Source organism: Flavobacterium araucananum, from assembly GCF_002222055.1.
In the GTDB taxonomy this organism is placed as follows: domain Bacteria; phylum Bacteroidota; class Bacteroidia; order Flavobacteriales; family Flavobacteriaceae; genus Flavobacterium; species Flavobacterium araucananum.
This window is the reverse complement of record NZ_MUGS01000002.1, coordinates 162,283-187,863: the sequence shown is the minus strand read 5'-3', so window position 1 is coordinate 187,863 and position 25,581 is coordinate 162,283. Positions and strand designations below refer to the sequence as shown.

Sequence of the window (25,581 nt, the reverse complement as noted above, 5' to 3'; positions counted from 1 at the left end):
TCCGTAATGAAAAGAAAACAGCTCATATTAAGTGTTTCTTTGGCTCTGACAGTATTGTTCTCAATATTGTTTCAGTCGATACACAGTTATGAGCATATTGTAAAGCAACTTTCAGAAAAACAATGTCATCACAATTATAATGATCCCAATGGCGAAATAACGCATCAGCATCATAATTATGACTTGTGTTATGTATGCCATTTTGCTTTTGGAAGTTATATTGTTCCGGAAGAATTTGGTTTTCAATTTCATACTTTCAACAACAATATCCCTTATTTTTTCTCTCTCGCAGAAAAAATATTTTCACTTTCAGAAAGCCCGTATTTATTGCGTGGCCCTCCTGCTGCTATAGTTTCCTGAATTTCGAAATAATCGAAATACACTTTAAATTTTCTTTAATCTAATTCAAAAAATTAGTCCATTTCCCCATCCTGAAACTCTCAGGACCGGCAAATTTTACTATTCTTTTTAGTTTTTATTTTCAAAGAAAAAAATCAATTAACCATAATGCGCTCGTATAATTCAAAAAAACTAAACACATAGAAACATAGATCAGATATTATTATCGAAAAGGCTTTAAAAAAGAAATACATTTCTTTCACATAGATAAAACTATGTGCATTTTAAATAAAATGAAACACCTTGTCTGAATATTATAAATACTATGTTTCTATGTGCTAAAAAAATACGCTCAACGAGTTTAACTATAGAATCATTTTCAAATGAAAAAATTAATATTAGCTCTTATTTTAGGGTTTACGAGCATTCTTTCTGCTCAAAATTCGGTTTCAGGAAAGGTAATAAATCTTGAGAACCAACCATTATCAGGCGTTTCTGTTTATGCTCCTGAATTACACAAAGGAACAACGACGGATGAAAACGGAAAATATGAATTTAAGAATCTTCCTAACGGAAGTTTTCGCATTACTTTTACTTTTGTTGGATTTACAACTCAAAGTAAGGCAATCTCCAAACTATTAAAAGAAAATACTGTTGATATAACGCTTACCGAATCTGTTTTTGAAATGGATGAAGTTGTGGTTTCAACTCCTTTTAACAAATTGCAATCGCAAAACGTTATGAAAGTTGAGCATGAAAGCATCAAAACGTTACAGCAAAAAGGAACCTCAACTTTAATCGAAGGGTTGGCAACAATTCCAGGGGTTTCGCAAATTTCTACGGGAACTTCTATTGGTAAACCGGTTATTCGAGGACTCAGCGGAAATCGCGTTTTGGTATATTCGCAAGGCGTTCGTATCGAAAACCAACAGTTTGGAGACGAACATGGTTTAGGCTTAAATGATGCCGGAATCGAAAGTGTCGAAGTAATCAAAGGGCCTGCTTCTTTATTGTATGGTTCTGATGCTTTGGGTGGTGTTTTGTATTTTAATCCTGAAAAATTTGCCGATGCGAACACGTTTAAAGCCAATTTTAGTCAAAAATATTTCACCAATACACAAGGAAGTAACTCTTCTATTGGTCTAAAAACTTCGACTGACAACTGGAAGTTTTTAGCACGTGGAAGTTTCAATACACATTCTGATTATAAAATTGCCGATGGCGAACGTGTAACGAATACCCGCTATAACGAAACTGATTTTAAAACCGGAGTTGGTTACAGTAATTCCAGTTTTTCCAGTGTTTTAAGATACAATTACAACAAACTTGATCTTGGAATGCCGGATAACGGAATTGGTGAACAATCGACAAGTAAAAACACAGAGTTTCCAAGACAAGGGATTTTTAATCATTTGTTGAGTTTAAACAACGTTATCTTTTTTGAGAATTCGAAATTAGATGTCGATTTAGGATATATTGCCAATGACAGAAGCGAATTTGAAGACAGCAATGATGCATCGCTTCACATGAAATTGAATACTTTTAATTACAATGCTAAATATCATTTTCCTAAACTAGGAAAAATTGAGACTATCATTGGTGTGCAGGGAATGCACCAAACCAACAAAAATTCTGGCGAAGAGTATTTAATTCCAGATGCAACTACAAATGATTTTGGTGTTTTTGGAACAGCAAATTACGAATGGAACAATAGTGTTGTACAGGCGGGACTGCGTTTTGATAACCGAAATATTACTTCTCAGGCACATGGTGTTGAAGGCGAAGAGGGTTATTTTTTACCTTTAGACCGATCATTTGATAGTTTTAATGCTTCTCTTGGATATAAAACAAAACTGGCAGATCCTCTAACGCTTCGATTGAATGTGGCAACTGGATTTAGAGCACCAAATTTAGCCGAGCTAACTTCAAACGGTGTTCATGAGGGTACAAACCGATACGAAATTGGAAATGCTGCATTAAAAACAGAACAAAACGTTCAGACGGATTTAAATTTAGAATATAAAAATACGCACTTTGAGTTTTTTATCAACGGATTTTACAATCATGTAAACAATTATATCTACACTTCGCCAACCGGAGAAACTCGTGATGATAATGATGTTTTTGCTTATATCCAGAATAATGCAAATTTATACGGAGGTGAAGTTGGTTTGCACTTTCATCCACATCCGCTTGACTGGTTGCATTTTGAAACCAGTTTTGAAACCGTAACCGGTAGAAAAGCCAATAATGATTATTTGCCATTAATTCCTGCCAACAACTGGAACAATACTTTAAGAACTGAATTTAAAATTAAAAACTGGTTCGAAGAAGGATATGCTTCTTTAAATCTTTCGTCGACTTTTAGCCAAAATAACGTAAGTGGTTTCGAAACTGCATCAAAAGGATATAATTTGGTAAACCTGGGTTTTGGCGGAACAGTAAAATTAGGCAAACATGCTTTTGATGTGAACCTGAACGGAAACAATTTATTCGACAAAAAATATATTGCACACCTTTCAAGATTAAAAACTGACGGTATACCAAACATCGGACGAAATATTGTTTTGGGAGTTAACTTTAATCTGTAACATTTTTGAACCATATACGACATATAAATAAATTTAGTTAAAACTAAAGGAGCTTATATATCTTATATGGTTTAACTTTTTATCGTTATCATTTCAAAACAAAAAAGTTATTTTTGTTACAACCGTTAAACAAAAACTATGAAAAAAACATTTCTTATAATGGCAATTACAACCGCAGGACTTTCATTTGGGCAAAATAAAATTCAATATCCCCAAACTAAAAAGGGAGAAACAGTTGACGTGTATTTTGATACCAAAGTAAGCGATCCTTATCGTTGGCTTGAAGATGATAAATCTGCCGAAACGGGTGCTTGGGTAAAGGCCCAAAACGAAGTTACTTATGATTATTTAGATAAAATCCCGTTTCGTGATGAACTTAAAAAGCGCATGGAAAAATTGTGGAATTATGAAAAAATAAGCGCTCCGTATACAGAAGGAAAGTTTACTTATTATTCTAAAAATAACGGATTGCAGAATCAATCTGTTATGTACAGAAAAGGGCAAGACGGCAAAGAAGAAGTTTTCCTTGATCCTAATACTTTTTCTAAAGACGGAACTACTTCTCTTGGTGGTTTAGATTTTTCTAAAGATGGAAACAAAGCTGCTTATTCTATTTCTGAAGGTGGAAGCGACTGGAGAAAAGTGATTATCATTGATGTTTTGTCAAAAAAGGTGTTAGAAGACACGTTGGTTGATGTTAAATTTAGTGGTATTGCATGGCATGGAAACGAAGGGTTTTACTACTCTAGTTATGATAAACCAAAAGGAAGTGAATTGTCTGCCAAGACAGATCAGCATAAATTATATTTTCACAAACTTGGAACTTCTCAAAAAGAAGATAAAGTAATTTTTGGTGCAGATCAAAAACGCAGATATGTAGGTGGTTATGTTACCGAAGATGATCATTATTTAATTATCTCAGCATCAAATTCTACTTACGGGAATGAGCTTTACATTAAAGATTTAACCAAAGCAAATAGTCCTATTGTTACCATTGTAGACAATTTTAACAGCAATAACTCGATTATCGAAAACGAAGGGACTAAATTGTTTATCGAAACGGACTTAAATGCACCAAACACACGTGTTGTTACTGTTGATGTAAGCAATCCAAAACCGGAAAACTGGAAAGATTTTATTAAAGAAACTCAAAACATATTAACACCTTCAACAGGTGGTGGGTTTTTCTTTGCTAACTATACTAAAGATGCTGTTTCGTTTGTACAACAATACGATTATAGCGGGAAATTAATTCGTGAAATCAAACTTCCTGCGGTAGGAACTGCAGGTGGATTTACAGGCAAAAAACACGAAAAAACATTGTATTACAGCTTTACCAATTATACCACTCCGGGAACTATTTATTCGCTTGAAGCAAAATCAGGTAAATCTGAAGTGTACCAAAAACCTAAAGTTGATTTTAAAAGTGAGGACTACGAATCAAAACAAGTATTTTATACTTCAAAAGACGGAACAAAAATCCCGATGATTATCACTTATAAAAAAGGATTAAAATTAGATGCTAAAAATCCAACCATTCTTTACGGTTATGGTGGATTCAATATTAGTTTGACACCAAGTTTTAGTATTGCAAATGCTGTGTGGCTGGAAAACGGTGGTGTTTATGCTGTTGCTAATTTAAGAGGTGGTGGTGAATATGGTAAAAAATGGCATGATGCGGGGACTAAATTGCAAAAACAAAATGTATTTGACGATTTTATCGCTGCTGGCGAATATTTAATTGCTCAAAAATATACTTCATCAGATTTCTTAGCGATTCGCGGAGGTTCTAACGGAGGTTTATTAGTAGGTGCTACTATGACGCAACGCCCGGATTTAATGAAAGTGGCGCTGCCGGCAGTTGGCGTTATGGATATGTTACGTTACCATACTTTTACAGCTGGTGCAGGCTGGGCTTACGATTACGGAACTGCTCAGGACAACAAAGAAATGTTCGAATACCTAAAAGGATATTCTCCTGTACAAAATGTAAAAAATGGGACTAAATATCCTGCAACGATGGTTACAACAGGAGATCATGACGATCGTGTTGTTCCTGCACATAGTTTTAAGTTTGCAGCTGAATTACAGGAAAAACAAACAGGAAACAATCCCGTTTTAATTCGCATTGATGTAAAAGCAGGTCATGGAGCAGGAAAATCTGTAGCGGCAACCATTCAGGAAAATGTAGACATTCAGGCGTTCACGCTTTATAATATGGGTTTTAAAGCTTTACCTAAAAAGTAAAACTTTAATTACTTAATTTTTTTAGCCACGAATTCACAAATTATTTTTGTGAGTTTGTGGTTATTTTTTTGCCACGAATTTGATTTTTCTCAAATGTGACGTTTTTTTTCGCCACGAATTTCACGAATTAGCACAAATTTAATTAATGTTTTTTTAGCCACAGATTAAAAGGATTTTATATGCTGCATACTTTCGCTATGCATTTAATTAGTGAAAATTCATGAAATTCGTGGCAAACTTTTTTTTTAATCTGTGGCTTAACTTTTTTGAAGCAGTTTCAAAATAAATAATTCGGGAAAATTAGTGTAATTCGTGGCAAACCTTTTTAAATTAATCTGTGAGAATCATTCTAATCTGTGGCTTAACTTTTTAATGCAGTCCAAAATAAATAATTTAGGAAAATTAGTGTAATTCGCGGCAAACCTTTTTAAATTTGAATAACTAAAAAACCAGAAAAATGAAAATTGTAAAATGGGGAATTATAGGTTGCGGTAATGTAACGGAGGTAAAAAGTGGTCCTGCTTTTCAAAAAACGCCTAACTCAGCTTTAGTAGCTGTTATGCGCAGAGATGCAGCCCTTGCCGAGGATTATGCCAAACGCCACAAGGTTTCTAAATGGTATTCGAATGCCGCTGATTTAATCAATGACCCGGAAGTCGATGCTGTTTATATTGCTACACCTCCATCCTCTCATAAAGAATATACGATTTTATGTGCCAAAGCCGGAAAACCTGTTTATGTAGAGAAACCAATGGCATTGACATTTAAAGAATGCAACGAAATGATTAGCGTTTGCAAAGAACATAATGTGCCTTTATTTGTGGCATATTACAGAAGAAGTTTGCCTCGGTTTTTAAAAATAAAAGAACTCATCGACCAGAATAAAATTGGAACTGTAAGACATGTAAATTGTGTTTTATATCACCCCTTTGAAGAACGATACGATGACGAAATTAACTTGCCATGGACCGTTTTGCCACATATCTCCGGTGGTGGAATATTTGTAGATTTAGCCTGTCATACATTAGATTTTCTTGATTTTGCTTTGGGTCAAATTCAATCTGTTCGTGGTCATGCAAGTTCTCAGCTTAAAGCTTATCCTGCCGAAGATTCTGTTTCTATGTCTTTTTTATTCGAAAACGGAATTCACGGAACTGGTTTATGGAACTTTACCAGTTTTGAGCGTTATGACAATACTGACATTGTTGGCGATAAAGGAAAAATCTCTTTTTCTACTTTTGGAAATGATCCCATACATATTCAATATACAAATGGCGAAAAAGAAAGTATCACAATCGAAAATCCACTTCATATTCAGCAGCCTTTTATAGAAACTGTTGTTAGTGAGCTTTTAGGCAATGAGAGTTTTTCTCCTTCAAAAGGAACTTCGGCCGCCAGAACAACCTGGGTTATCGATGAAGTTTTGAAAGAGTTTAGGGATTCTAAATAATTATTATAATTGTAAATTGCCTCCAGCTTTAGCTGGAGTTTACAGCCTTAATATAAAAAGGGCTTTAGCCAAAGATCTAAACCTTTTGGCTAAAGCCTTTTCTGTTTTCATTTTTTTTCTCCAGTAAAGCTGGAGGCAATTCATAAAAATCAAAAACAATTTTTATGAAAATGATTGCCATAGCCCCGATAGAAGTGAAGTAATCTTATTTCAATTGGAGTTCAGTGAACTTCGTTTGTAACGGATAGCGGGATTAGCTCCCAAAAAAAATGATTTTATTATAGAAATCAGGATGATCAATATTATGGTTACGTCGCGTTAGGGATTAAAATCCCTTGCTACAAAATAATCCGTTCCTCCGGAACTTTATACAAAGAGCATTCAGCTCGATTTATATGGTAGGGATGTCCTGAAGCTTCGGGATTAATCCATTCTACGCAAAGGATTTTACAAAGATCGATAAACATTCTGTGTGGAGTTTCTTGTGTGATTTTTTCCTTGCGTTAGAAATGACAAAAAATAAAAAAGAGGATATTCTAAATGAATATCCTCTTTTTATAAACTATAAATTTATTTAGAATTATAGGCTGTATTTAAGACCTAAAGTCAAACCGATACCAGAAATACCAACATACGTACTTAAATCATCCGTTGCTTTTGTATTATCAAAACCAGCAGCATTTGTTAAAGTATTATTAGAGCTAGAATCTATAGAACCATGATAATTAGTATGATTAGCAGAATATGAAGCTGGTCTAAACGAAGTCGAAGTATTTAATTTATCAACACCATTTTCAGTATATTCAGTTGTTTCTTTCGTTTTTCCGTGTACCGTAAAGTTACGGTACTCTAATTCAGCAAAAGCTGAAATATGTTTTCCTAATTTGTAAGAAGTACCTATAGATGCCATAAACCCAAGCGTTGGATTAGGCTTCACTACATCTTTTGAATATGCATCAGTATTAGCTACTTTGTTTGCTCCAACAAAAGTTGAGTAATTTCTATTTGTTTCAATATCTAATGTACCATGAATTGGAACAATAACTCCAACTTTAGTATACGGTTCAAATCCATGAGCTTCTCCTAAAAACATTACAAGTGCAGGGGCTACATCAAATGCCTTAATTTGCCCTTCAGCAGTAAAGCTTAAATATGTAACTGGAGTGGTGGCTGAAGGAGCTGGAGTAACCATTCTATCTGTAGTCTGCGCCATCGTTTTAGTATTACTAGTGTAATAATTTGCTGCAACCTCAACTCCTAAACGAGTAGAAAAACGGTAACCAGCAGTAATACCACTTCTAAAACCCTGTCCAAAAGAACCTGTAACTCCTTCTCTTGAAACTAATTTATTGCTTGCTAAAGTGCCCGAATAAACATCTCTATTTGCTGGTTGACCTCCAACTGTTGGAAATTCGGTAGAAGCAGTTTGATTAAAATAAGATCCTCCTAATTTAAAATACCATGTTTCTGGTTTATCTGCTTTTTCTGTTTGCGCCATTGTGGCCATAGAGCAAACTAATAATCCTAGTAAAAATAGGTTCTTTTTCATAATTCTGTTTTTAATTGATTTTTACAAATTTAGATTATTTTAACATAATCCTACAATTTGCATTGTTAGACTTGGAACGAAATCGTTGTAATTTTAAGCAATATTACTAAAAAAGTATTATGCATGCATATTTTTAACTTAAAAAAAATGCATTACATTAAATTTTAACTGTTAAAATTTAGTTTAGCTTAAAATTTACCTGCATTTTCTCTAATTCTATCAATAACTCGGTTGAGATCTTAACTTTTAACCTGCGACTAGGCATCGATAATTTGGTCACGACTTTTATTTCTTCAACCTCATTCACTTCCTGGATTTTAGTTTCTTCAAGTGGAGTATCTCCATCACTTTCATTCTCATCTACAAAAACAGCATCATCTGCTCCTTCAAAATCTGTAGGAGTTTCTACCTCAACCAAACGCTTAATCTTTTCTAATTCCATGATCTCAAAAGTCACAGAATTATCTCCTTTATTCGCATTAAACAATTGATTCAGATTCTGTATAAACTCTGTCTGTAAATCTTTTATATTCAATAATAAAATCAGTTTTTTGGCAAAAGCTTCTAAGATATCCTGCAATTGCCTGATCTCAACAAACTGCATTCTTGGATCAGACTTTTTGCCGGTATCGTGATTTACCCAACCGTCTTTTATTATGATTTTCAGGAAAGCAAAATTATTCTGAATCAAAAAATGGCGAAACTTTAAGTATTCTTCACCAAAAATCTTAAACTCATAACTTTCGTCATATCCTTCTAAGTTAAATACTGCCCAGCCTTTTCCGTTTTTTGCCACACGGTGCTGTACATTATTGATAATTCCGGCAAAATTCAGATTTTTACCTACATATTCATTCATGCTTTTCAGGGCTTCTAATCGGGCATTACAGAAATATTTCATCTCAAATCTAAAATCGTCCAGAGGATGTCCTGAAATATAAATCCCTACAACTTCTTTCTCTTTCGCGAGTTTTTCCATTGTACTCCAATCTTCGCAAGGTGGCACTATGGGTTCTGCAATTTGTACTTCGCTGGCTTCGCCAAACAAACTTACTTGCGATGAGTTTTCATTTTCCTGAAACTTAGATCCGTAACGAATTGCTTTTTCATAAAACGTAATTCCATCACCATCATCATGAAAATATTGCGCTCTTGTAGTTCCTTCAAACGAATCAAAACCACCAGCCAAAGCCAGATTTTCGATTGCTTTTTTATTGGCTGCACGTAAATCAATACGTTTCGCCAAATCAAAAATCGATTTGTACTTACCGTCTTTTCTACTTTCTACAATAGTTGCCACAGCTCCTGAACCCACACCTTTTATAGCTCCCATCCCAAAACGTACTGCATATTCATCGTTTACAGTAAACTTATAAAATGACTCATTTACATCCGGTCCTAAAACCTGTAAGCCCATTCGCTTGCATTCTTCCATAAAAAATGATACTTGTTTAATATCATTCATGTTATTAGAAAGTACTGCCGCCATATATTCGGCAGGATAATGTGCTTTTAGATACGCCGTTTGATAGGCAATCCAGGCATAACAAGTCGAGTGCGATTTGTTGAAGGCATAACTCGCAAATGCTTCCCAGTCTTTCCAGATTTTTTCCAGAACCTTGGCATCATGACCTTTTTTTGCCGCTTGTTCTACGAACTTTGGCTTCATTTTATCTAGTACATCTTTTTGTTTCTTACCCATCGCTTTACGCAAAACGTCGGCCTCACCTTTTGTAAAGTCAGCCAGCGATTGCGACAAAAGCATTACCTGCTCTTGGTAAACCGTAATTCCGTAGGTTTCTCCTAAATATTCCTCACAGGCATCTAAATCGTATTTGATTTCTTCTTCTCCATTTTTTCTTCTTACAAAAGACGGGATATACTCCAAAGGTCCCGGACGATATAAGGCATTCATGGCAATTAAATCTCCAAAAACCGTTGGTTTCAGATCTTTCATATATTTCTGCATTCCGGGTGACTCATATTGGAAGATTCCAACTGTTTCTCCTCTCTGGAAAAGCGCATACGTTTCGACATCATCAATAGGGAAAGTGTCCGGATCCAAATCAATTCCGTTTCTATATTTTACCAGTTTAACGGTGTCTTTAATCAAAGTAAGGGTCTTCAGACCCAAGAAGTCCATCTTTAGCAATCCTGCACTCTCTGCAACCGAGTTATCAAACTGTGTTACATACAAATCAGAATCTTTGGCTGTGGTCACGGGAACGAAATTCGTAATATCCGATGGCGTAATAATTACACCACAGGCGTGAATTCCGGTATTTCGCATCGATCCTTCAAGGATTTTTGCCTGCTGAATCGTTTCTCCTGCCAAATCATCTTCATTGGCAATGGCTATTAATTCTTTTACATTATCAAATTCATCAGAACGAAGCGCTTTTTTAACTTCCTCTTCGCTTTCAGAAATAAATCGCGCCAGATTCCATTTTGATGGCATCATTGCCGGAATCAGTTTTGCAATTCTATCGGCTTCAAACAGTGGCAAATCCAGTACACGAGCCGTATCACGAATCGCAGATTTGGTTGCCATTTTACCATAGGTAATAATTTGGGCAACCTGATTTTGTCCGTATTTATTAATTACATAATCCATAACACGACCACGACCCTCGTCATCAAAATCGATATCAATATCGGGCATAGATACACGATCCGGATTTAGGAAACGCTCAAAAAGCAAATCGTACTTAATAGGGTCAATATTGGTAATCCCTAAACAATATGCCACGGCAGATCCCGCAGCAGATCCACGACCTGGTCCTACCGAAACGTCCATATTTCGGGCTTCGGCAATGAAATCCTGAACAATCAGGAAGTAACCCGGATATCCGGAATTCGAAATCGTTAATAACTCAAAGTCTAAACGCTCCTGAATAGATTCGGTAATCTCTCCATATCGTTTTTTTGCCCCAACCATTGTCAGGTGGCGCAAATATTTATTTTCACCCCTTACACCTCCATCAGCATCATCTTCGGGAACTATAAATTCTGCAGGAATATCAAATTTAGGCAGCAATACATCTCGATAAAGCGAATAAATCTCGACCTTATCGACAATTTCCTGAATATTGATTATCGCATCCGGCAAATCGGCAAAGAGTTTTTTCATCTCTTCTGAAGACTTATAATAGTACTCCTGATTTGGTAATCCGTAACGGTATCCACGACCACGACCTATTGGCGTAGCTTGTTTTTCTCCATCTTTTACACACAATAAAATATCGTGTGCATTGGCATCTTCTTTATTTAAATAATACGTATTATTGGTTGCGATTAACTTGACATTGTGTTTTTGTGCAAATTCAATCAGCGTTTTGTTTACACGGTTTTCATCTTCCTGATTGTGGCGCATGACTTCAAGATAAAAATCATCACCAAATTGTTCTTTCCACCAAATCAAAGCTTCTTCGGCCTGGTTTTCACCGATGTTCAGAATTTTACTGGGAATTTCTCCGTATAAATTTCCGGACAAAACCATGATGTCTTCTTTGTATTTTTCGATGATTGCACGGTCAATCCTCGGGACATAATAAAATCCGTTTGTAAAAGCGATCGACGACATTTTTGCCAGATTGTGGTACCCATTTTTATTTTTGGCTAACAAAACAACCTGATTTCCGTTGTCTTTTTTACTTTTATCGAGGTGGTTGTCGCAAACATTAAATTCGCAACCCACAATTGGTTTCATCTCTGTTTCTGTTGGCTCTTCACCTGCTTCGACCAGAGCTTTATTTTTTCCTGATGCTGCTTTATTATGATTCATAACAGCGCTCACAAAGTGAAAAGCGCCCATCATATTTCCGGTATCCGTCATGGCAACGGCAGGCATTCCGTTTTTGGCTGTAGCCGCAACAATATTACCAATACCTATTGTCGATTGTAAAACCGAAAATTGGGTATGATTGTGTAAATGCGCATATTTTGCTTCCTTAAAATCTTCTCTGTCAGAATGTGAAACTGTAGGTTCTTTACCAACAGATTCTAACGCTTTTAGCTGCTCTCTGATTTTATCAGAAGCTTTTTTAAGGTTGATGTGTTTTAAACCAATTAACGGAAATTCTTGTGGATTTCTACTTTGAAATTCCTTGAAATAATCCTTCGGAACATCTAATTCTTCTTTGGTAAAAACTTCTCTTCTTATTAATTCCAGAAAACAACGGGTAGTTGCCTCAACGTCGGCAGTTGCGTTGTGCGCTTCCGAGAAAGGTTTATTAAAAAGATATTCGTGTAATTCTGTTAAGGTTGGTAATTTAAACCTTCCTCCACGACCTCCGGGAAGCTTTAGTAATGAAGCTGTAACCTCTGTACAAGTGTCTAAAACAGGCATTGAACTCATAGGAGAATCTACACTCATTCTATGAAATTCGGCTCCCATAATATTGACGTCGAAACCTAAATTCTGACCTACAATAAATTTGGTTTTACCTAAAGCGATATTAAATTTCTCCAAAACTTCTGCCAAGGTGATTCCATCGGCTTCAGCCAATTCAGTCGAAATTCCGTGAATACGCTCCGCATCATACGGAATATTAAATCCGTCAGGTTTTACCAGGTAATCCTGATGTTCGATAAGTTGCCCCATTTCGTCATGAAGCTGCCAAGCGATCTGAATACAGCGAGGCCAGTTATCAGAATCGGTTATTGGAGCGTCCCAACGTTTTGGTAATCCAGTAGTTTCAGTATCGAATATTAAATACATAAGTTTAAATAGCAAAAATTAAATTTCAAATTCCAAGATTTTCATTCACATAAATCACTGATTACATGAACTATAAAGAATCCCGAAATGCAAAATGGAAGAAGTTCAAATTTACGCTTTTTTTGGAGAAATAAAGAAGTTAAAGTTGTTAACAAAAACATTAATTAAATCTCAATAGTGCAGCTCGCAAAAAAAATAAACACATAGAAACATAGATTTTAGTTTAATAAAAAAGACGGTTAAAAAAATCTAGATTTTTACACATAGCTATGTGTATTTTAAATAAGTGAAACGTCTTTTTGCAGTAAAAAAACTATGTTTCTATGTGTTAAAAATCACATGCTAAAGTCTCTTTATACTTTACATAAGATAGTCACAATCTCTTTTTTAACTCCAAAAACTTCGATTATTCATTTTGGATACTCATTGCACCAAAATGAGCACTTTTTAATTGCAGTCTATCCGGAACTTTGCCTTATCAATTTAAAACAACTATTATGAAAACTATTTTTATCACAGGCGCTTCATCAGGATTAGGAAAAGCTACAGCAAAATTATTTCAGGAAAAAGGATGGAATGTAATTGCAACCATGAGAAACCCGGAAAAGGAAACCGAACTTTCTAACTTAAACAATGTAACCCTGTTACCATTAGACGTTACCAATTATGACCAAATACAAAGTACGGTGCAAAAAGCACTTGACTTAAGCGATATTGATATCGTTTTTAATAATGCAGGTTATGGCTTAATTGGTCCTTTGGAAAGTCTTTCTGACGATCAAATCACAAAACAACTTAACACTAATTTGTTAGGTGTAATTCGTGTAACTAATGCGTTTATTCCGTATTTCAGAGAAAGAAAAAGCGGATTATTTATCTCAACAACTTCTATAGGCGGATTGATTTCGTTTCCTTTAAGTTCTGTATATCATGCAACCAAATGGGGTCTGGAAGGCTGGAGCGAAAGCATGGCGTATGAGTTAAATCCTTTTGGAATCAACATTAAAACGGTTTCTCCGGGTGGTATCAAGACTGAATTCCTGCACGGCTCGCTTGATACAGGAAACAAACCTGAATACGAGGCAATGGCAAATAAAATGTTCGAAAATGTTGATGTAATGTTTGAAATGGCATCAAGTCCGGAACAAATTGCCGATGTAGTTTATGAAGCTGCTACAGACGGAAAAACACAACTGAGATATGTAGCCGGAGAAGATGCTAAAGCACTTTACAAACAAAGACTGGAACAGGGAGACGAAGTTTTTCGCGCTGCATTTGGAAAACAATTTTTGGGAGCATAATAATTCCCAATAAGGCCATCCAAAAAGTATTGAACATTCTTTTTGATTTTATTAAGCCTCAGCGGGGCAGAATATTTATAGAAATTCAATCATGCGGATGCAAAAGAGCTCCAGCGGAGCGAAATACAGCAGTATTAAAAATATTTCGCTCCGCTGGAGCTTTGTTATCAATAATTAATATAATTCCTATAAATATTTCGCTTCTCCGAAGCTACTCTTTCAAAATTAAAGAGACTGATTAATACTTTTCGGAAAGCCTGATTAATTTTCAAATTTTTATACTTTTATACAATGGAAAAGAAAAACAATAATCCTGCAAAAATTTCCTCTATATCACAATTTCATAGTTTATTGCGGCTGCCAAAACCGCTTCACCCTATGATAAGCCTGGTCGATAATACCCAACTTGTTATTAATGCTGATTTAACGAATACTTCTTTCTTACTCGATTTTTACAAAATATCTTATAAGTTTTCTACCAATGGAAAAATGGGCTACGGTCAGGGTTATTATGATTTTAATGAAGGCGGATTAATGTTTGCTTCTCCAAATCAATTGATTTTTACCGACAACGAAGAGGGAATTGAATATCACGGTTATACTTTGCTTTTTCATCCGGATTTTATTAGAAATTATCCTTTAGGGAAAAACATCAAAAAATACGGTTTCTTTTCCTATGATACCAATGAAGCACTACATCTTTCTGATAGCGAAAAAACAACTATTATTGGCTTATTAACAAGTATTGATACAGAACTTCATACAGCAATCGACGAGATGAGTCAGGACGTAATAGTCTCTTATATAGATGTTTTGCTCAATTACAGCAATCGTTTTTACAAACGTCAATTTATTACAAGAAAAACAATTAGCCACGATTTATTAGTAAAAGTAGAAGAAACCCTGGACCATTATCTCAACAATGCCGAAACTCTAAAAAGAGGTTTGCCTACAGTAGATTTTCTTGCTTCACAAATTAATGTTTCGACCCATTACCTTAGCGACATGCTCCGAAATTTAACCGGACAAAATGCACAACAGCACATACATTCAAAACTAATCGAAAAATCCAAAGATTTCCTGATTACTACCAATCTTTCGGTAGCAGAAATAGCGTATCAATTGGGTTTTGAATATCCTCAGTCTTTCAGTAAATTGTTCAAAAAGAAAACCAACCTGACTCCATTAGAATTCAAAAACTCACTCAATTAATCCTTAAAATTCTCCACGTCGACAAACCATTTTTTATATTAAAATTCATAAAATTTGATAAAAATAAACTTCTTGGATGTCGTAGTATTTCAATAAAAAATTCGAAGAAACTCTTTGTGTAAAATCTTTCTTTAAGACTTTCAGAAAGGCTTTTTAATTGGAATTTAAAACCCTGAAAAAACAATTCAAAGTTAGCAATTCCTGAGCTTTAATTCAAATATGATGCGTATTTAACAATAAAATAGTTGATTATTTGTTAATTTTAAGATAATTCTACCAACCGTCAAAATTAAAGTCACTCCATCAGAATTAGACTGAAAACGAAAAGCAAAACCAATTTATATTCATTCTACAACCAAATCTGATTACAAAAAAGCCAATCGCAATTTGTATTTTGGTTTGGGTATCGTATATAATGAAATATTGAAATTGACACCCTTATATCTTTTTCTAATTTTGTTTTCCTATTATAATAAGCAGGAATTGCTGTGGTTATAGAATTACAATTAAAAAAAATAAAAAATGAGTAAGACATTATTTGACAAAGTATGGGATTCACATGTAGTGCGTAAAATTGAAGATGGACCAGATGTGTTTTTTATTGACCGCCATTTCATTCACGAAGTTACGAGTCCTGTTGCTTTTTTAGGATTAAAAGCCAGAGGCGTTACCGTTTTATATCCGGAACGTACTTTTGCAACTGCAGATCACAATACACCAACCATAAACCAACATTTACCAGTTGAGGATGCACTATCTGCCAATCAGCTTAAAGCACTTGAAGATAATGCTGCCGAATACGGAATTTCGCACTGGGGTTTAGGTCATATAAAAAATGGAATTGTACACGTAGTTGGTCCTGAAAACGGAATTACTTTGCCAGGTGCTACTATTGTTTGTGGAGATTCCCACACGTCTACTCACGGGGCTTTTGGAGCTATTGCTTTTGGTATTGGAACTTCTGAGGTTGAGATGGTACTTTCTACACAATGCATCATGCAACCCAAACCAAAGAAAATGCGTATTAACGTAAATGGTGAATTAAGCAAAGGTGTTGGTCCAAAAGACGTTGCCCTTTATATTATTGCTCAATTGACTACTTCCGGAGGAACAGGTTATTTTGTTGAATATGCCGGAGATGTTTTCGAAAACATGACTATGGAAGGTCGTATGACCGTTTGTAACTTAAGTATAGAAATGGGTGCTCGTGGCGGAATGATTGCTCCTGACCAAAAAACTTTTGATTTTCTTGAAGGAAGATTATACGCTCCAAAAGGAGAAGCCTGGACAAAAGCTGTTGAATATTGGAAAACACTTAAAACAGATGATGACGCTGTTTTTGATGCTGAATTAAACATCAAAGCATCAGATATTGAACCAATGATTACTTATGGTACTAACCCTGGAATGGGAATTGGTATCTCTAAACATATTCCGAACGCTAATCAAGTTGAAGGCGGCGAGGAAACATACAAAAAATCTCTTGCTTATATGGGCTTCGAAGAAGACGATGTAATGATAGGCAAACCTATTGATTATGTTTTTCTAGGAAGTTGTACAAATGGACGTATTGAAGATTTTAGAGCTTTTACAGAAATTGTAAAAGGAAGAAAAAAAGCTGATAATGTTACTGCTTGGTTAGTTCCGGGTTCTCACGTTGTTGAAGCTCAGATTAAAGAAGAAGGCTTGTTGGATATTTTGATAGAAGCTGGTTTTGTATTACGTCAGCCGGGTTGCTCAGCATGTCTGGCAATGAACGATGACAAAGTTCCAGCAGGAAAATATGCCGTAAGTACTTCAAACAGAAACTTTGAAGGTCGTCAGGGTCCTGGTTCAAGAACATTATTAGCAAGCCCAATTATGGCTGCCGCTGCTGCTGTTACCGGAAAACTAACAGACCCGCGTGAATTATTTTAGATTGAAGATTTTAGATTTTAGATTTCTCAACTGTGTACAATCTTCTATCTAAGTTTCTTCAAATAAAAATGATCAACATTATTTTAATACAAAACTTTTTTAGGTTCTAAGTTTAAGTTTTCAAAAGAAAATCTAAAATCTAAAACCCTAAAATCTAAAATTTCAAAAAATGGCATACGATAAATTTAATATTCTTACCAGTAGTGCTGTGCCACTACCAATTGAGAACGTGGATACGGATCAAATCATTCCGGCCCGTTTCCTGAAAGCTACAAAACGTGAAGGTTTTGGAGATAATCTTTTTAGAGACTGGAGATATAACGGAGATGATTCTCCAAAAGCTGACTTCGTTTTGAACGATTCAACTTATAGCGGCAAAATCCTTGTTGGAGGAAAAAACTTTGGTTCAGGATCTTCAAGAGAACACGCTGCATGGGCAGTTTATGATTACGGATTTCGTGCTGTAGTTTCAAGTTTCTTTGCTGATATCTTCAAAGGGAATTGTTTAAATATTGGTGTTTTACCAGTTCAGGTAAGCCCTGAATTTGCCGAAACTATTTTTAAAGCAATAGAAGCTGATCCAAAAACAGAATTAGAAATCAACTTGCCAAACCAAACGATTACTTTATTGGCAACTGGTCAACAAGAATCTTTTGCTATTAACGGATACAAAAAGAACAATATGGTTAATGGCTTTGATGACATTGATTATTTACAAAATATTAAAGAAGATATTGTGACTTTCGCAGATAAACTTCCTTACTAAAAAAAATCTTGTTCAATCTATTAGACCCGACAGGTTTTTGAAACTTGTCGGGTTTTTCTAAATTAAATGAAAAAATACAGAACGCGGATAAAACAGATTTGCTATCGCAAAAGCGCTGAAAAAAACTGATTTTATTTTTTGACTAAAGCGAAAAATCCGCATAAATCCGCGTCTTCGCGATAGCGAATCAGTAAAATCCGCGTCAAATTACATCAGAATTATAGATCATCAATATGGAAAAAAGAAAAATTGAAATAATGGATACGACGCTCCGTGATGGTGAACAAACCTCTGGAGTATCATTTTCTGCTGCAGAAAAACTAACCATTGCACAATTGTTGTTGGAGGAATTAAATATTGATAGAATCGAAATTGCTTCTGCCCGTGTGAGCGAAGGCGAATTTCAAGCCGTAAAAGGTATTACATCCTGGGCTGAAGAAAGAGGATATATTAATAGAATTGAAGTGCTTTCGTTTGTAGATGCCGGCGTTTCGATCGAATGGATGAAAAAAGCAGGTGCCAAGGTGCAAAATTTATTGACCAAAGGCTCCATGAATCATCTGACACATCAATTAAAAAAAACACCGGAACAACATTTTTCTGAAATTGCAGAAATCATCACTTTAGCAAAAGAAAATAATATTGAAACGAATGTTTATCTGGAAGACTGGAGCAACGGAATGCGAAACTCTCCTGAATATGTTTTTCAATTTCTGGACTTTTTATCTACCCAACCTGTAAAAAGAATTTTATTACCCGATACGTTAGGGGTATTAATTCCTTCTTTGACTTTTGAGTTTATTTCGAAAATAACCGCTAAATACCCTCATATTCATTTTGATTTTCACGCACATAATGATTACGATTTAAGCATTGCTAATGTTATGGAAGCTGTGAAAGCAGGTATTAACGGACTTCACGTTACTGTAAACGGAATGGGCGAAAGAGCCGGAAATGCTCCTCTTGAAAGCACCGTTGCCGTAATAAATGATTATTTGCCAGAAGTAAGCATCAATATAAAAGAGACTTCTTTGTATACGGTAAGCAAACTTGTAGAGACTTTTACGGGGTACAGAATCCCTGCCAATAAACCTATTGTTGGTGATAATGTTTTTACACAAACTGCAGGAATTCATGCTGATGGTGACAATAAAAACAATCTATATTTTAATGATTTACTTCCGGAACGTTTTGGAAGAAAACGTAAATATGCTTTAGGAAAAACTTCAGGAAAAGCCAATATCGAGAAAAACCTTCAGGAATTAGGTTTAAAACTAAATCAGGAAGATTTAAAATTGGTTACTCAAAGAATCATCGAATTAGGCGACAAAAAAGAAACCGTTACCAAAGAAGATCTTCCTTATATTATCTCTGATGTTTTGGACAGCCATACTTATCAAGATAAAATTACTATCGAATCGTATGTATTAATGCATTCAAAAGGAACACGCCCATCAACAACATTAAGTTTAAATCTTGATGGAGAAATCATAGAAGAACATGCGCAAGGCGATGGTCAGTTTGATGCTTTCATGAATGCTTTATCAAAAATTTATAAAAGCAAGAAAATAACACTTCCAAAATTGATTGATTATGCTGTTCGAATTCCTCCGGGAAGCAGTTCTGATGCCTTGTGCGAAACCATTATTACATGGGTAAACAACGGCAAAGAATTTAAAACCCGCGGATTAGACTCTGATCAAACAGTTGCAGCAATTATAGCAACTCAAAAAATGCTTAATGTAGTAGCCTAAGACACTAAGGTACTAAGTCTCTAAGCTACTAAGAAAAAGCTCAGAAGCTTAGAAAATCTCAAAAAACTAATAAACTATTATAAATAAAGATTCTCATTTACTAAGAAAAAACTTATAATCTTAGAAACTCAGAATCTTAGAAACTCAAAAAAAAATGAAATTTAACATAGCCCTTTTAGCAGGAGACGGAATTGGTCCTGAGGTAATTAATGAAGCTGTAAAAGTATCTGATGCTATTGCAAAAAAATTCAATCACGAAATAACCTGGACACCGGCGCTTACAGGAGCATGTGCGATAGATGCTGTTGGTGTTCCTTATCCTGATGAAACGCATGAAATTTGTATGGCTGCCGATGCTGTTTTGTTTGGAGCAATTGGTCATCCAAAATATGATAACGATCCTAGTGCACCTGTTCGTCCTGAACAAGGATTGTTATTGATGCGCAAAAAATTAGGATTGTTTGCCAATGTACGCCCTACTTTTACTTTCCCTTCCCTAATTGACAATTCGCCTCTAAAAAGAGAAAGAATCGAAGGGACTGATTTGGTTTTCTTAAGAGAATTAACAGGCGGTATTTACTTTGGAGAAAAAGGAAGAAGAGACGACGGAGAAACTGCTTTTGACAATTGTGTTTATACCAGAGCCGAAGTACACCGTTTGGCAAAAAAAGGTTTTGAATTGGCGATGACACGTAGCAAAAAATTATGTTGTGTTGATAAAGCCAACGTTCTTGAAACTTCTCGTTTATGGAGAGAAACTGTTCAGGCAATGGAAAAAGATTATCCTGAAGTTACGGTTTCATACGAGTTTGTAGATGCTGTTGCCATGCGTTTGGTACAGTGGCCAAACTCTTATGATGTTTTAATTACCGAGAACTTATTTGGAGATATTTTAACAGATGAAGCTTCTGTAATTTCAGGTTCTATGGGGTTAATGCCTTCTGCATCTGTAGGAGAACACACTTCATTATATGAGCCAATACACGGATCTTACCCACAAGCAACAGGATTAAATATTGCCAATCCATTAGCAACTATTTTATCTGCAGCAATGATGTTCGAAGATGCTTTTGGATTAAAAGACGAAGCCGAAGCTATCAGAGCTGTTGTAAACAAATCATTGGAGCAAGGAATTGTTACTGAGGATCTGGCCGCAAAAGGAACTAAAGCATACCAAACCAGCGAAGTTGGTGACTGGCTTGTAGCAAATTTATAATTTAATTTTTTAAGTAGGGGCGCACAGCAGTGCGTCTTTGCTTTGTGTTAGCTGCACTGCTGTACATCTCTACAAAAACAAATTTTACCACATAAAAAAAGGGATCAACTTACGTTGATCCCTTTTATATATTTAGAAAAAAATATTAATATCCTCCTCTGTTACCACCACGGTCATTTCCACCACGGCTGTTTCCTCCACCATAACCACCGCGTGAATCTCCACCACGACTGTTATTGTTAAAGCTTCTTCTTTCGCCTTCTGGTTTCGGTTCAGATTTATTAACCACAATTGCACGACCTTGAACAGTAGCTCCGTTCAATTCATCAATTGCTTTTTGAGCTTCTGCATCGTTTGGCATCTCTACGAAACCAAAACCTTTGCTTCTTCCAGTAAATTTATCTGTAATAATTTTAACTGAATCTACTGCTCCGTAAGCCTCGAAAGACTCTCTTAAATCTGCTTCCTCAATACTGAATGGAAGGCTTCCAACAAAAATGTTCATATGTACTTATTTATAATAATGTAGCAAATGTAGTCTTATTTTTTCTGTAATCTACTATATATTAGTTTATTTATGTTTTTATTTTGATTTAAAAAAACATAAATCAATAAAACCAAACAATTGTAAATTAAAAACTTAACCCCTGGCACTCTAATTAGGAGAAATTGGAATTTTATAAAAAACCCCTTCCGTAAAACTTATTCCCGGTTTTTCGGGATTACCCTCATCCCTATTAACGGCATTAAACCTAAATGTTCCTGAAATAGTTTGTGCCTCAGCATTATAGTCGGTAACTATAATCTGACCACTTCCTTTATTTGTGCCTGTGCTAAATTCTGCCAATTGAGACGGAAGTGTATTTGAGTATGTTGCAACTGACGAATCATCAACACCCAAAATATAAGTTTGCGGAGACGAAGACGGTAATCTAAAAGTTACTTTTTCGTATCCTAACGATCCCTGAATAACAACGATCCCACTTGTTTCTACATGAGCACTATAATTTTGAGCCCTCCAAAAAACATTATCCTTTAAACTTTGAAAGGCAGGGTTATTGAATTTTACATCCTCTGTACAAGATGCCAGTAAAAAAACAGGTAATAATAAACAAAAGTATTTTTTCATAAAATCATGAATTTGAGGCATAAAAGCCTCATCTGAACTAAAAGAATTGGAAATTTGAACTTGGAAAAACAACTAAAAAAAGATCAAAATCCTTCTTCAGTATATTTAATAAAGTTTGGAACGCATAATTCATAAAAAAATTATATCTTTGCGCCCTTAATTAACAGAGGTCGAGTACCTCAAAATTTAATCATAAGATTATGTCAGTAAAAATTAGATTACAAAGACACGGTAAAAAACAAAAACCTTTTTACTGGGTTGTAGCTGCAGATGCACGCTCAAAAAGAGATGGTAAATACTTAGAGAAAATCGGTACTTACAATCCAAACACAAATCCTGCAACTATCGAATTAAACATTGATAGCGCAGTAAAATGGTTGCACAATGGTGCTCAACCTACTGATACGGCTAGAGCAATTCTTTCTTACAAAGGTGCTTTATTGAAACACCACCTTGATGGAGGTATTCGTAAAGGTGCTTTGACTCAAGAACAAGCTGATGCTAAATTATCTGCTTGGTTAGATGCTAAAGCTGGAAAAGTTGACGCTAAAAAAGACGGTTTAACAAAAGCGCAAGCTGATGCCAGAGCTAAAGCTTTTAAAGCAGAACAAGAAGTTAACGCTAAACGTTTAGCTGCTGCAGCTCAGGCTGAAGCTGACGCTATCGCTGCTGCAAATCCTGCAGTTGAAGAAGTTGCTGAAGTTGAAGGATCAACTGAAGAAGCTCCTGCTGCTGAAGAAAATAACGAAACAACTGAGGCATAATTATAATTAGCGGGAATGCGTAAAGAAGATTGTTTTTATTTAGGTAAAATCGCTAAAAAATTTAGTTTCAAAGGTGAAGTTCTGGCTTATTTAGACACGGACGAACCTGAGTTATACGAAAATCTGGAATCAGTGTTTGTTGAATGCAACAAACACCTGGTTCCTTTTTTTATTGAAAAAAGTTCCTTGCACAAAAACGATTTTTTAAGAATTCGTTTCGAAGACATGAATACAGAAGAAGATGCAGATGCCATTATGGGCAATGCCATTTATCTTCCTCTAAATATGTTACCAAAACTTAGCGGTAACAAATTTTATTTTCACGAGGTAATTGGTTTTGAAATCGAAGACCAGCGTTTAGGCGTTTTTGGAAAAATTGCTGCCGTAAACGATACCACAGCACAACCACTTTTTGAAGTTTTGAACGGTGAAGTAGAAATGCTGATCCCGATGATCGACCATTTTCTTGTAAAAATTGATCGTGAGAATAAAAAAGTGATCATGAACCTTCCGGAAGGATTGGTAGAAATGTACCTTTAATTAGATTTTTAGACTTCTTAGATTGCTGGATTTTTAGATTATAATTAATTTCTTAGAATCTAAATTGTTAACCTATAATCATAAATAAAATGTTTCAGTTTAAGCAATTTTCTGTAAAACAAGACAAAACTGCTATGAAAGTCGGCACAGATGGTGTTTTATTGGGCTCCTGGGCTCCGGTAAACCATAATCCGTTTAGCATATTAGACATTGGCGCCGGAACTGGAATTATTGCTTTAATGCTTGCTCAGCGCACTCATGCTGAACAAATTGACGCTCTTGAAATTGATGAAGAGGCTTATGAACAAGCTGTTGATAATTTCGAAAACTCTCCTTGGGGTGATCGTTTATTTTGTTTTCATGCAGGTTTGGATGAATTTATCGAAGAACCGGAAGACGAATATGATCTGATTGTTTCCAATCCTCCTTTTTATTCAGAAGATTATAAAACAGAAAACGAACAACGTGATTTGGCCCGTTTTCAAGATGCTATGCCTTTTGAAGAATTAATCGAGGCCGCAGATTTATTACTATCTGAAAACGGAATATTTGCCGTTATTCTACCCTTTAAAGAAGAAGAAAACTTTATTGCTTTGGCAAAAGAAGCTGAATTATATCCCCTAAAAATTACACACGTAAAAGGCAATCCAAATTCTCCCGTCAAGCGTAGTCTATTGGCTTTTAGCCGAAATGAAAATACGGAAACTGAAATCGACGAATTAACAATCGAAATAGACAGACATGTTTATACTCCTGAGTATATCGATTTGACCAAAGATTTTTATCTAAAGTTTTAAACCTGTTCAAAAATACTTTTAAACTGATATAAGATTCTTTCAATTAATCGTAGATCTTCGGTTATAATTTCGGCACTTCCCTTCATCTCCTGTTGAAAAACGATTTGTTTTTTATATGAAGTTTTTAATCCGTTTGGCAAAGCTACATCAATAAGCAAATTACCGTCTTTATCGGGAACCAGAGAAATATTTCGAATCGTACCTTTTAGCACACCAAATTCACGGTCAGGAAAATTCGCTAACCGAATATTTACCCTTTGTCCAACTTTTATTTTACCGGAATTTAAAGCCGGCGCTTTTACTTTGCCCACAAAACCGTTCTTAGTATCTGGGATTATAGAAAAAACATTATCCCCCACACTGATGGTTTGATTCTCTGTCCAGACCTGCAAGAAAGTAACCACTCCGCTAACGGATGATTTTAGTGCATAGGTCAATTCCCAGTCTTTTATCACTTTTTTAAGCTGATAGAAAGATTGCGTCATATTTCTTCCCAGTGTAACTTCTTCTTTAGTGCCGCTTATATGCGAATTCTGACTTAGTTTTGTATTATCAATCAAAGAAGACCTTAATTGCGAAATAGACGTTAAAAGGCTTTTATAGCTCTTTTGAGCTTGCAGGTAACTCAATTTTTTAGCTTCCATCTCCTGAGCCGAAATAATACCTTTGTTGAACAAGGTTTCAAAACGGGCAATTTCATTTTTCTGGAGTTGCAATTCACTTTCGTTAAGTACTTTTTGCTGTTGCAGAATTTCTAATCGTTCTTTGATCTGAATTTTCTCAGAAACCTGCGCTCTGTTTTCGACTTCAAAAGGTTGCAGGTCTTTATTTAATTGTTCTGCCTGATAATCTTTTTGAAATACGGCATAAGCACTTTCAATTTCGCCCAGTTGTATGTTTTTTAATACTCCAAAAGGAAACACTTTCTTGGGATTATTGATATCATACTGATCTACTATTTTTTTTAATTGAAAAACATCTTTGTAATTGGCTGTGTTTTCAATAATAGCCAGGGTACTGTTTTTGGAAACTACCGATTTGTCTTTTACTAAAATTGCTACGATACGACCGGAAGATTTTGAGACTATTTTCTCTGGCGGAATATTGGTTGTAATAACAATTTGTGTATTGACAACATCGGGATATTTAATAAACCAAGACACAAAAAACAGTAAGAAAATAATCACAAAGATCAATACTGTTCCCCAACGGATCATCCAATGGGGGACTTTGGTTAGAATGTCCTGAACTTCTTCACTTCTTAGTTCGAATGTAGTATCTTCTGCCAT

General features: G+C 35.3%; 18 protein-coding genes. 13 read left to right on the top strand and 5 right to left on the bottom strand.

The window, feature by feature from the left end; translation table 11 throughout:
- Nucleotides 1–6 precede the first annotated feature (6 nt).
- The 4 genes from B0A64_RS01115 (at nt 7) to B0A64_RS01100 (ending at nt 6,627) form a co-directional block, all read left to right on the top strand.
- Entirely contained in the window at nt 7–360 is a 354-nt protein-coding gene (locus B0A64_RS01115) for a hypothetical protein (protein ID WP_089477705.1), read from the top strand.
- A gap of 362 nt (nt 361–722) precedes the next feature.
- Complete coding sequence (locus B0A64_RS01110) at nt 723–2,930, top strand: TonB-dependent receptor (protein ID WP_089477704.1); 2,208 nt, start codon at nt 723–725, stop codon at nt 2,928–2,930.
- 138 nt (nt 2,931–3,068) lie between these two features.
- The gene (locus B0A64_RS01105; protein ID WP_089477703.1) at nt 3,069–5,177 is read left to right on the top strand and encodes a prolyl oligopeptidase family serine peptidase; all 2,109 of its coding nucleotides are present in this window, start codon (nt 3,069–3,071) and stop codon (nt 5,175–5,177) included.
- A 457-nt stretch (nt 5,178–5,634) separates the two neighbouring features.
- A complete protein-coding gene (locus tag B0A64_RS01100; RefSeq protein WP_089477702.1) occupies nt 5,635–6,627 on the top strand; it encodes a Gfo/Idh/MocA family protein in 993 nt (330 codons plus the stop codon).
- A gap of 580 nt (nt 6,628–7,207) precedes the next feature.
- Here B0A64_RS01100 and B0A64_RS01095 read toward each other — a convergent pair.
- Nucleotides 7,208–8,176 carry an outer membrane beta-barrel protein gene (locus B0A64_RS01095; protein WP_089477701.1) on the bottom strand — a complete coding sequence of 323 codons (969 nt, stop codon included), beginning with the start codon at nt 8,174–8,176 and terminating at the stop codon, nt 7,208–7,210.
- A 178-nt stretch (nt 8,177–8,354) separates the two neighbouring features.
- Nucleotides 8,355–12,896: a DNA polymerase III subunit alpha gene (dnaE, locus tag B0A64_RS01090; protein ID WP_089477700.1), complete on the bottom strand. Its 4,542-nt coding sequence runs from the start codon at nt 12,894–12,896 to the stop codon at nt 8,355–8,357.
- A gap of 497 nt (nt 12,897–13,393) precedes the next feature.
- On the opposite strand from dnaE, the gene B0A64_RS01085 reads away from it, so the two are divergent.
- From B0A64_RS01085 to leuB, 6 genes are all read left to right on the top strand, one after another.
- On the top strand, nt 13,394–14,197 hold the full coding sequence (locus B0A64_RS01085; RefSeq protein WP_089477699.1) for an SDR family oxidoreductase: 804 nt from the start codon (nt 13,394–13,396) through the stop codon (nt 14,195–14,197).
- A 291-nt stretch (nt 14,198–14,488) separates the two neighbouring features.
- Entirely contained in the window at nt 14,489–15,409 is a 921-nt protein-coding gene (locus tag B0A64_RS01080) for a helix-turn-helix domain-containing protein (RefSeq protein ID WP_089477698.1), read from the top strand.
- Nucleotides 15,410–15,931: 522 nt separating this feature from the next.
- Nucleotides 15,932–17,326 (top strand): 3-isopropylmalate dehydratase large subunit, encoded by a 1,395-nt coding sequence (gene leuC, locus B0A64_RS01075; protein ID WP_089477697.1) that lies wholly within the window; start codon nt 15,932–15,934, stop codon nt 17,324–17,326.
- A gap of 169 nt (nt 17,327–17,495) precedes the next feature.
- Complete coding sequence (gene leuD / locus B0A64_RS01070) at nt 17,496–18,092, top strand: 3-isopropylmalate dehydratase small subunit (RefSeq protein WP_089477696.1); 597 nt, start codon at nt 17,496–17,498, stop codon at nt 18,090–18,092.
- Nucleotides 18,093–18,325: 233 nt separating this feature from the next.
- Entirely contained in the window at nt 18,326–19,846 is a 1,521-nt protein-coding gene (locus B0A64_RS01065; protein ID WP_089477695.1) for an alpha-isopropylmalate synthase regulatory domain-containing protein, read from the top strand.
- A gap of 154 nt (nt 19,847–20,000) precedes the next feature.
- Nucleotides 20,001–21,062 carry a 3-isopropylmalate dehydrogenase gene (leuB, locus tag B0A64_RS01060; protein WP_089477694.1) on the top strand — a complete coding sequence of 354 codons (1,062 nt, stop codon included), beginning with the start codon at nt 20,001–20,003 and terminating at the stop codon, nt 21,060–21,062.
- Between the two features lie 145 nt (nt 21,063–21,207).
- On the opposite strand, the gene B0A64_RS01055 is transcribed toward leuB, so the two are convergent.
- Together B0A64_RS01055 and B0A64_RS01050 are read right to left on the bottom strand one after the other, a co-directional pair.
- Complete coding sequence (locus B0A64_RS01055; RefSeq protein ID WP_026982652.1) at nt 21,208–21,567, bottom strand: RNA recognition motif domain-containing protein; 360 nt, start codon at nt 21,565–21,567, stop codon at nt 21,208–21,210.
- A gap of 150 nt (nt 21,568–21,717) precedes the next feature.
- Nucleotides 21,718–22,191, bottom strand: coding sequence for a DUF6252 family protein (locus B0A64_RS01050; RefSeq protein WP_089477927.1), 474 nt, complete (start codon nt 22,189–22,191; stop codon nt 21,718–21,720).
- A 200-nt stretch (nt 22,192–22,391) separates the two neighbouring features.
- On the opposite strand from B0A64_RS01050, the gene B0A64_RS01045 reads away from it, so the two are divergent.
- The 3 genes from B0A64_RS01045 to B0A64_RS01035 all read left to right on the top strand — a co-directional run bounded on the left by B0A64_RS01045 (nt 22,392) and on the right by B0A64_RS01035 (nt 24,292).
- Nucleotides 22,392–22,955, top strand: a complete 564-nt coding sequence (locus tag B0A64_RS01045) for a 30S ribosomal protein S16 (RefSeq protein ID WP_089477693.1) — start codon at nt 22,392–22,394, stop codon at nt 22,953–22,955.
- Between the two features lie 15 nt (nt 22,956–22,970).
- Nucleotides 22,971–23,495, top strand: coding sequence for a ribosome maturation factor RimM (rimM, locus tag B0A64_RS01040; protein WP_089477692.1), 525 nt, complete (start codon nt 22,971–22,973; stop codon nt 23,493–23,495).
- A gap of 89 nt (nt 23,496–23,584) precedes the next feature.
- Nucleotides 23,585–24,292 (top strand): tRNA1(Val) (adenine(37)-N6)-methyltransferase, encoded by a 708-nt coding sequence (locus tag B0A64_RS01035; protein ID WP_089477691.1) that lies wholly within the window; start codon nt 23,585–23,587, stop codon nt 24,290–24,292.
- Here the strand turns inward: B0A64_RS01035 and B0A64_RS01030 are convergent.
- A complete protein-coding gene (locus B0A64_RS01030) occupies nt 24,289–25,581 on the bottom strand; it encodes an HlyD family secretion protein (protein ID WP_089477690.1) in 1,293 nt (430 codons plus the stop codon). The two genes, B0A64_RS01035 and B0A64_RS01030, sit on opposite strands and share 4 nt — an antisense overlap.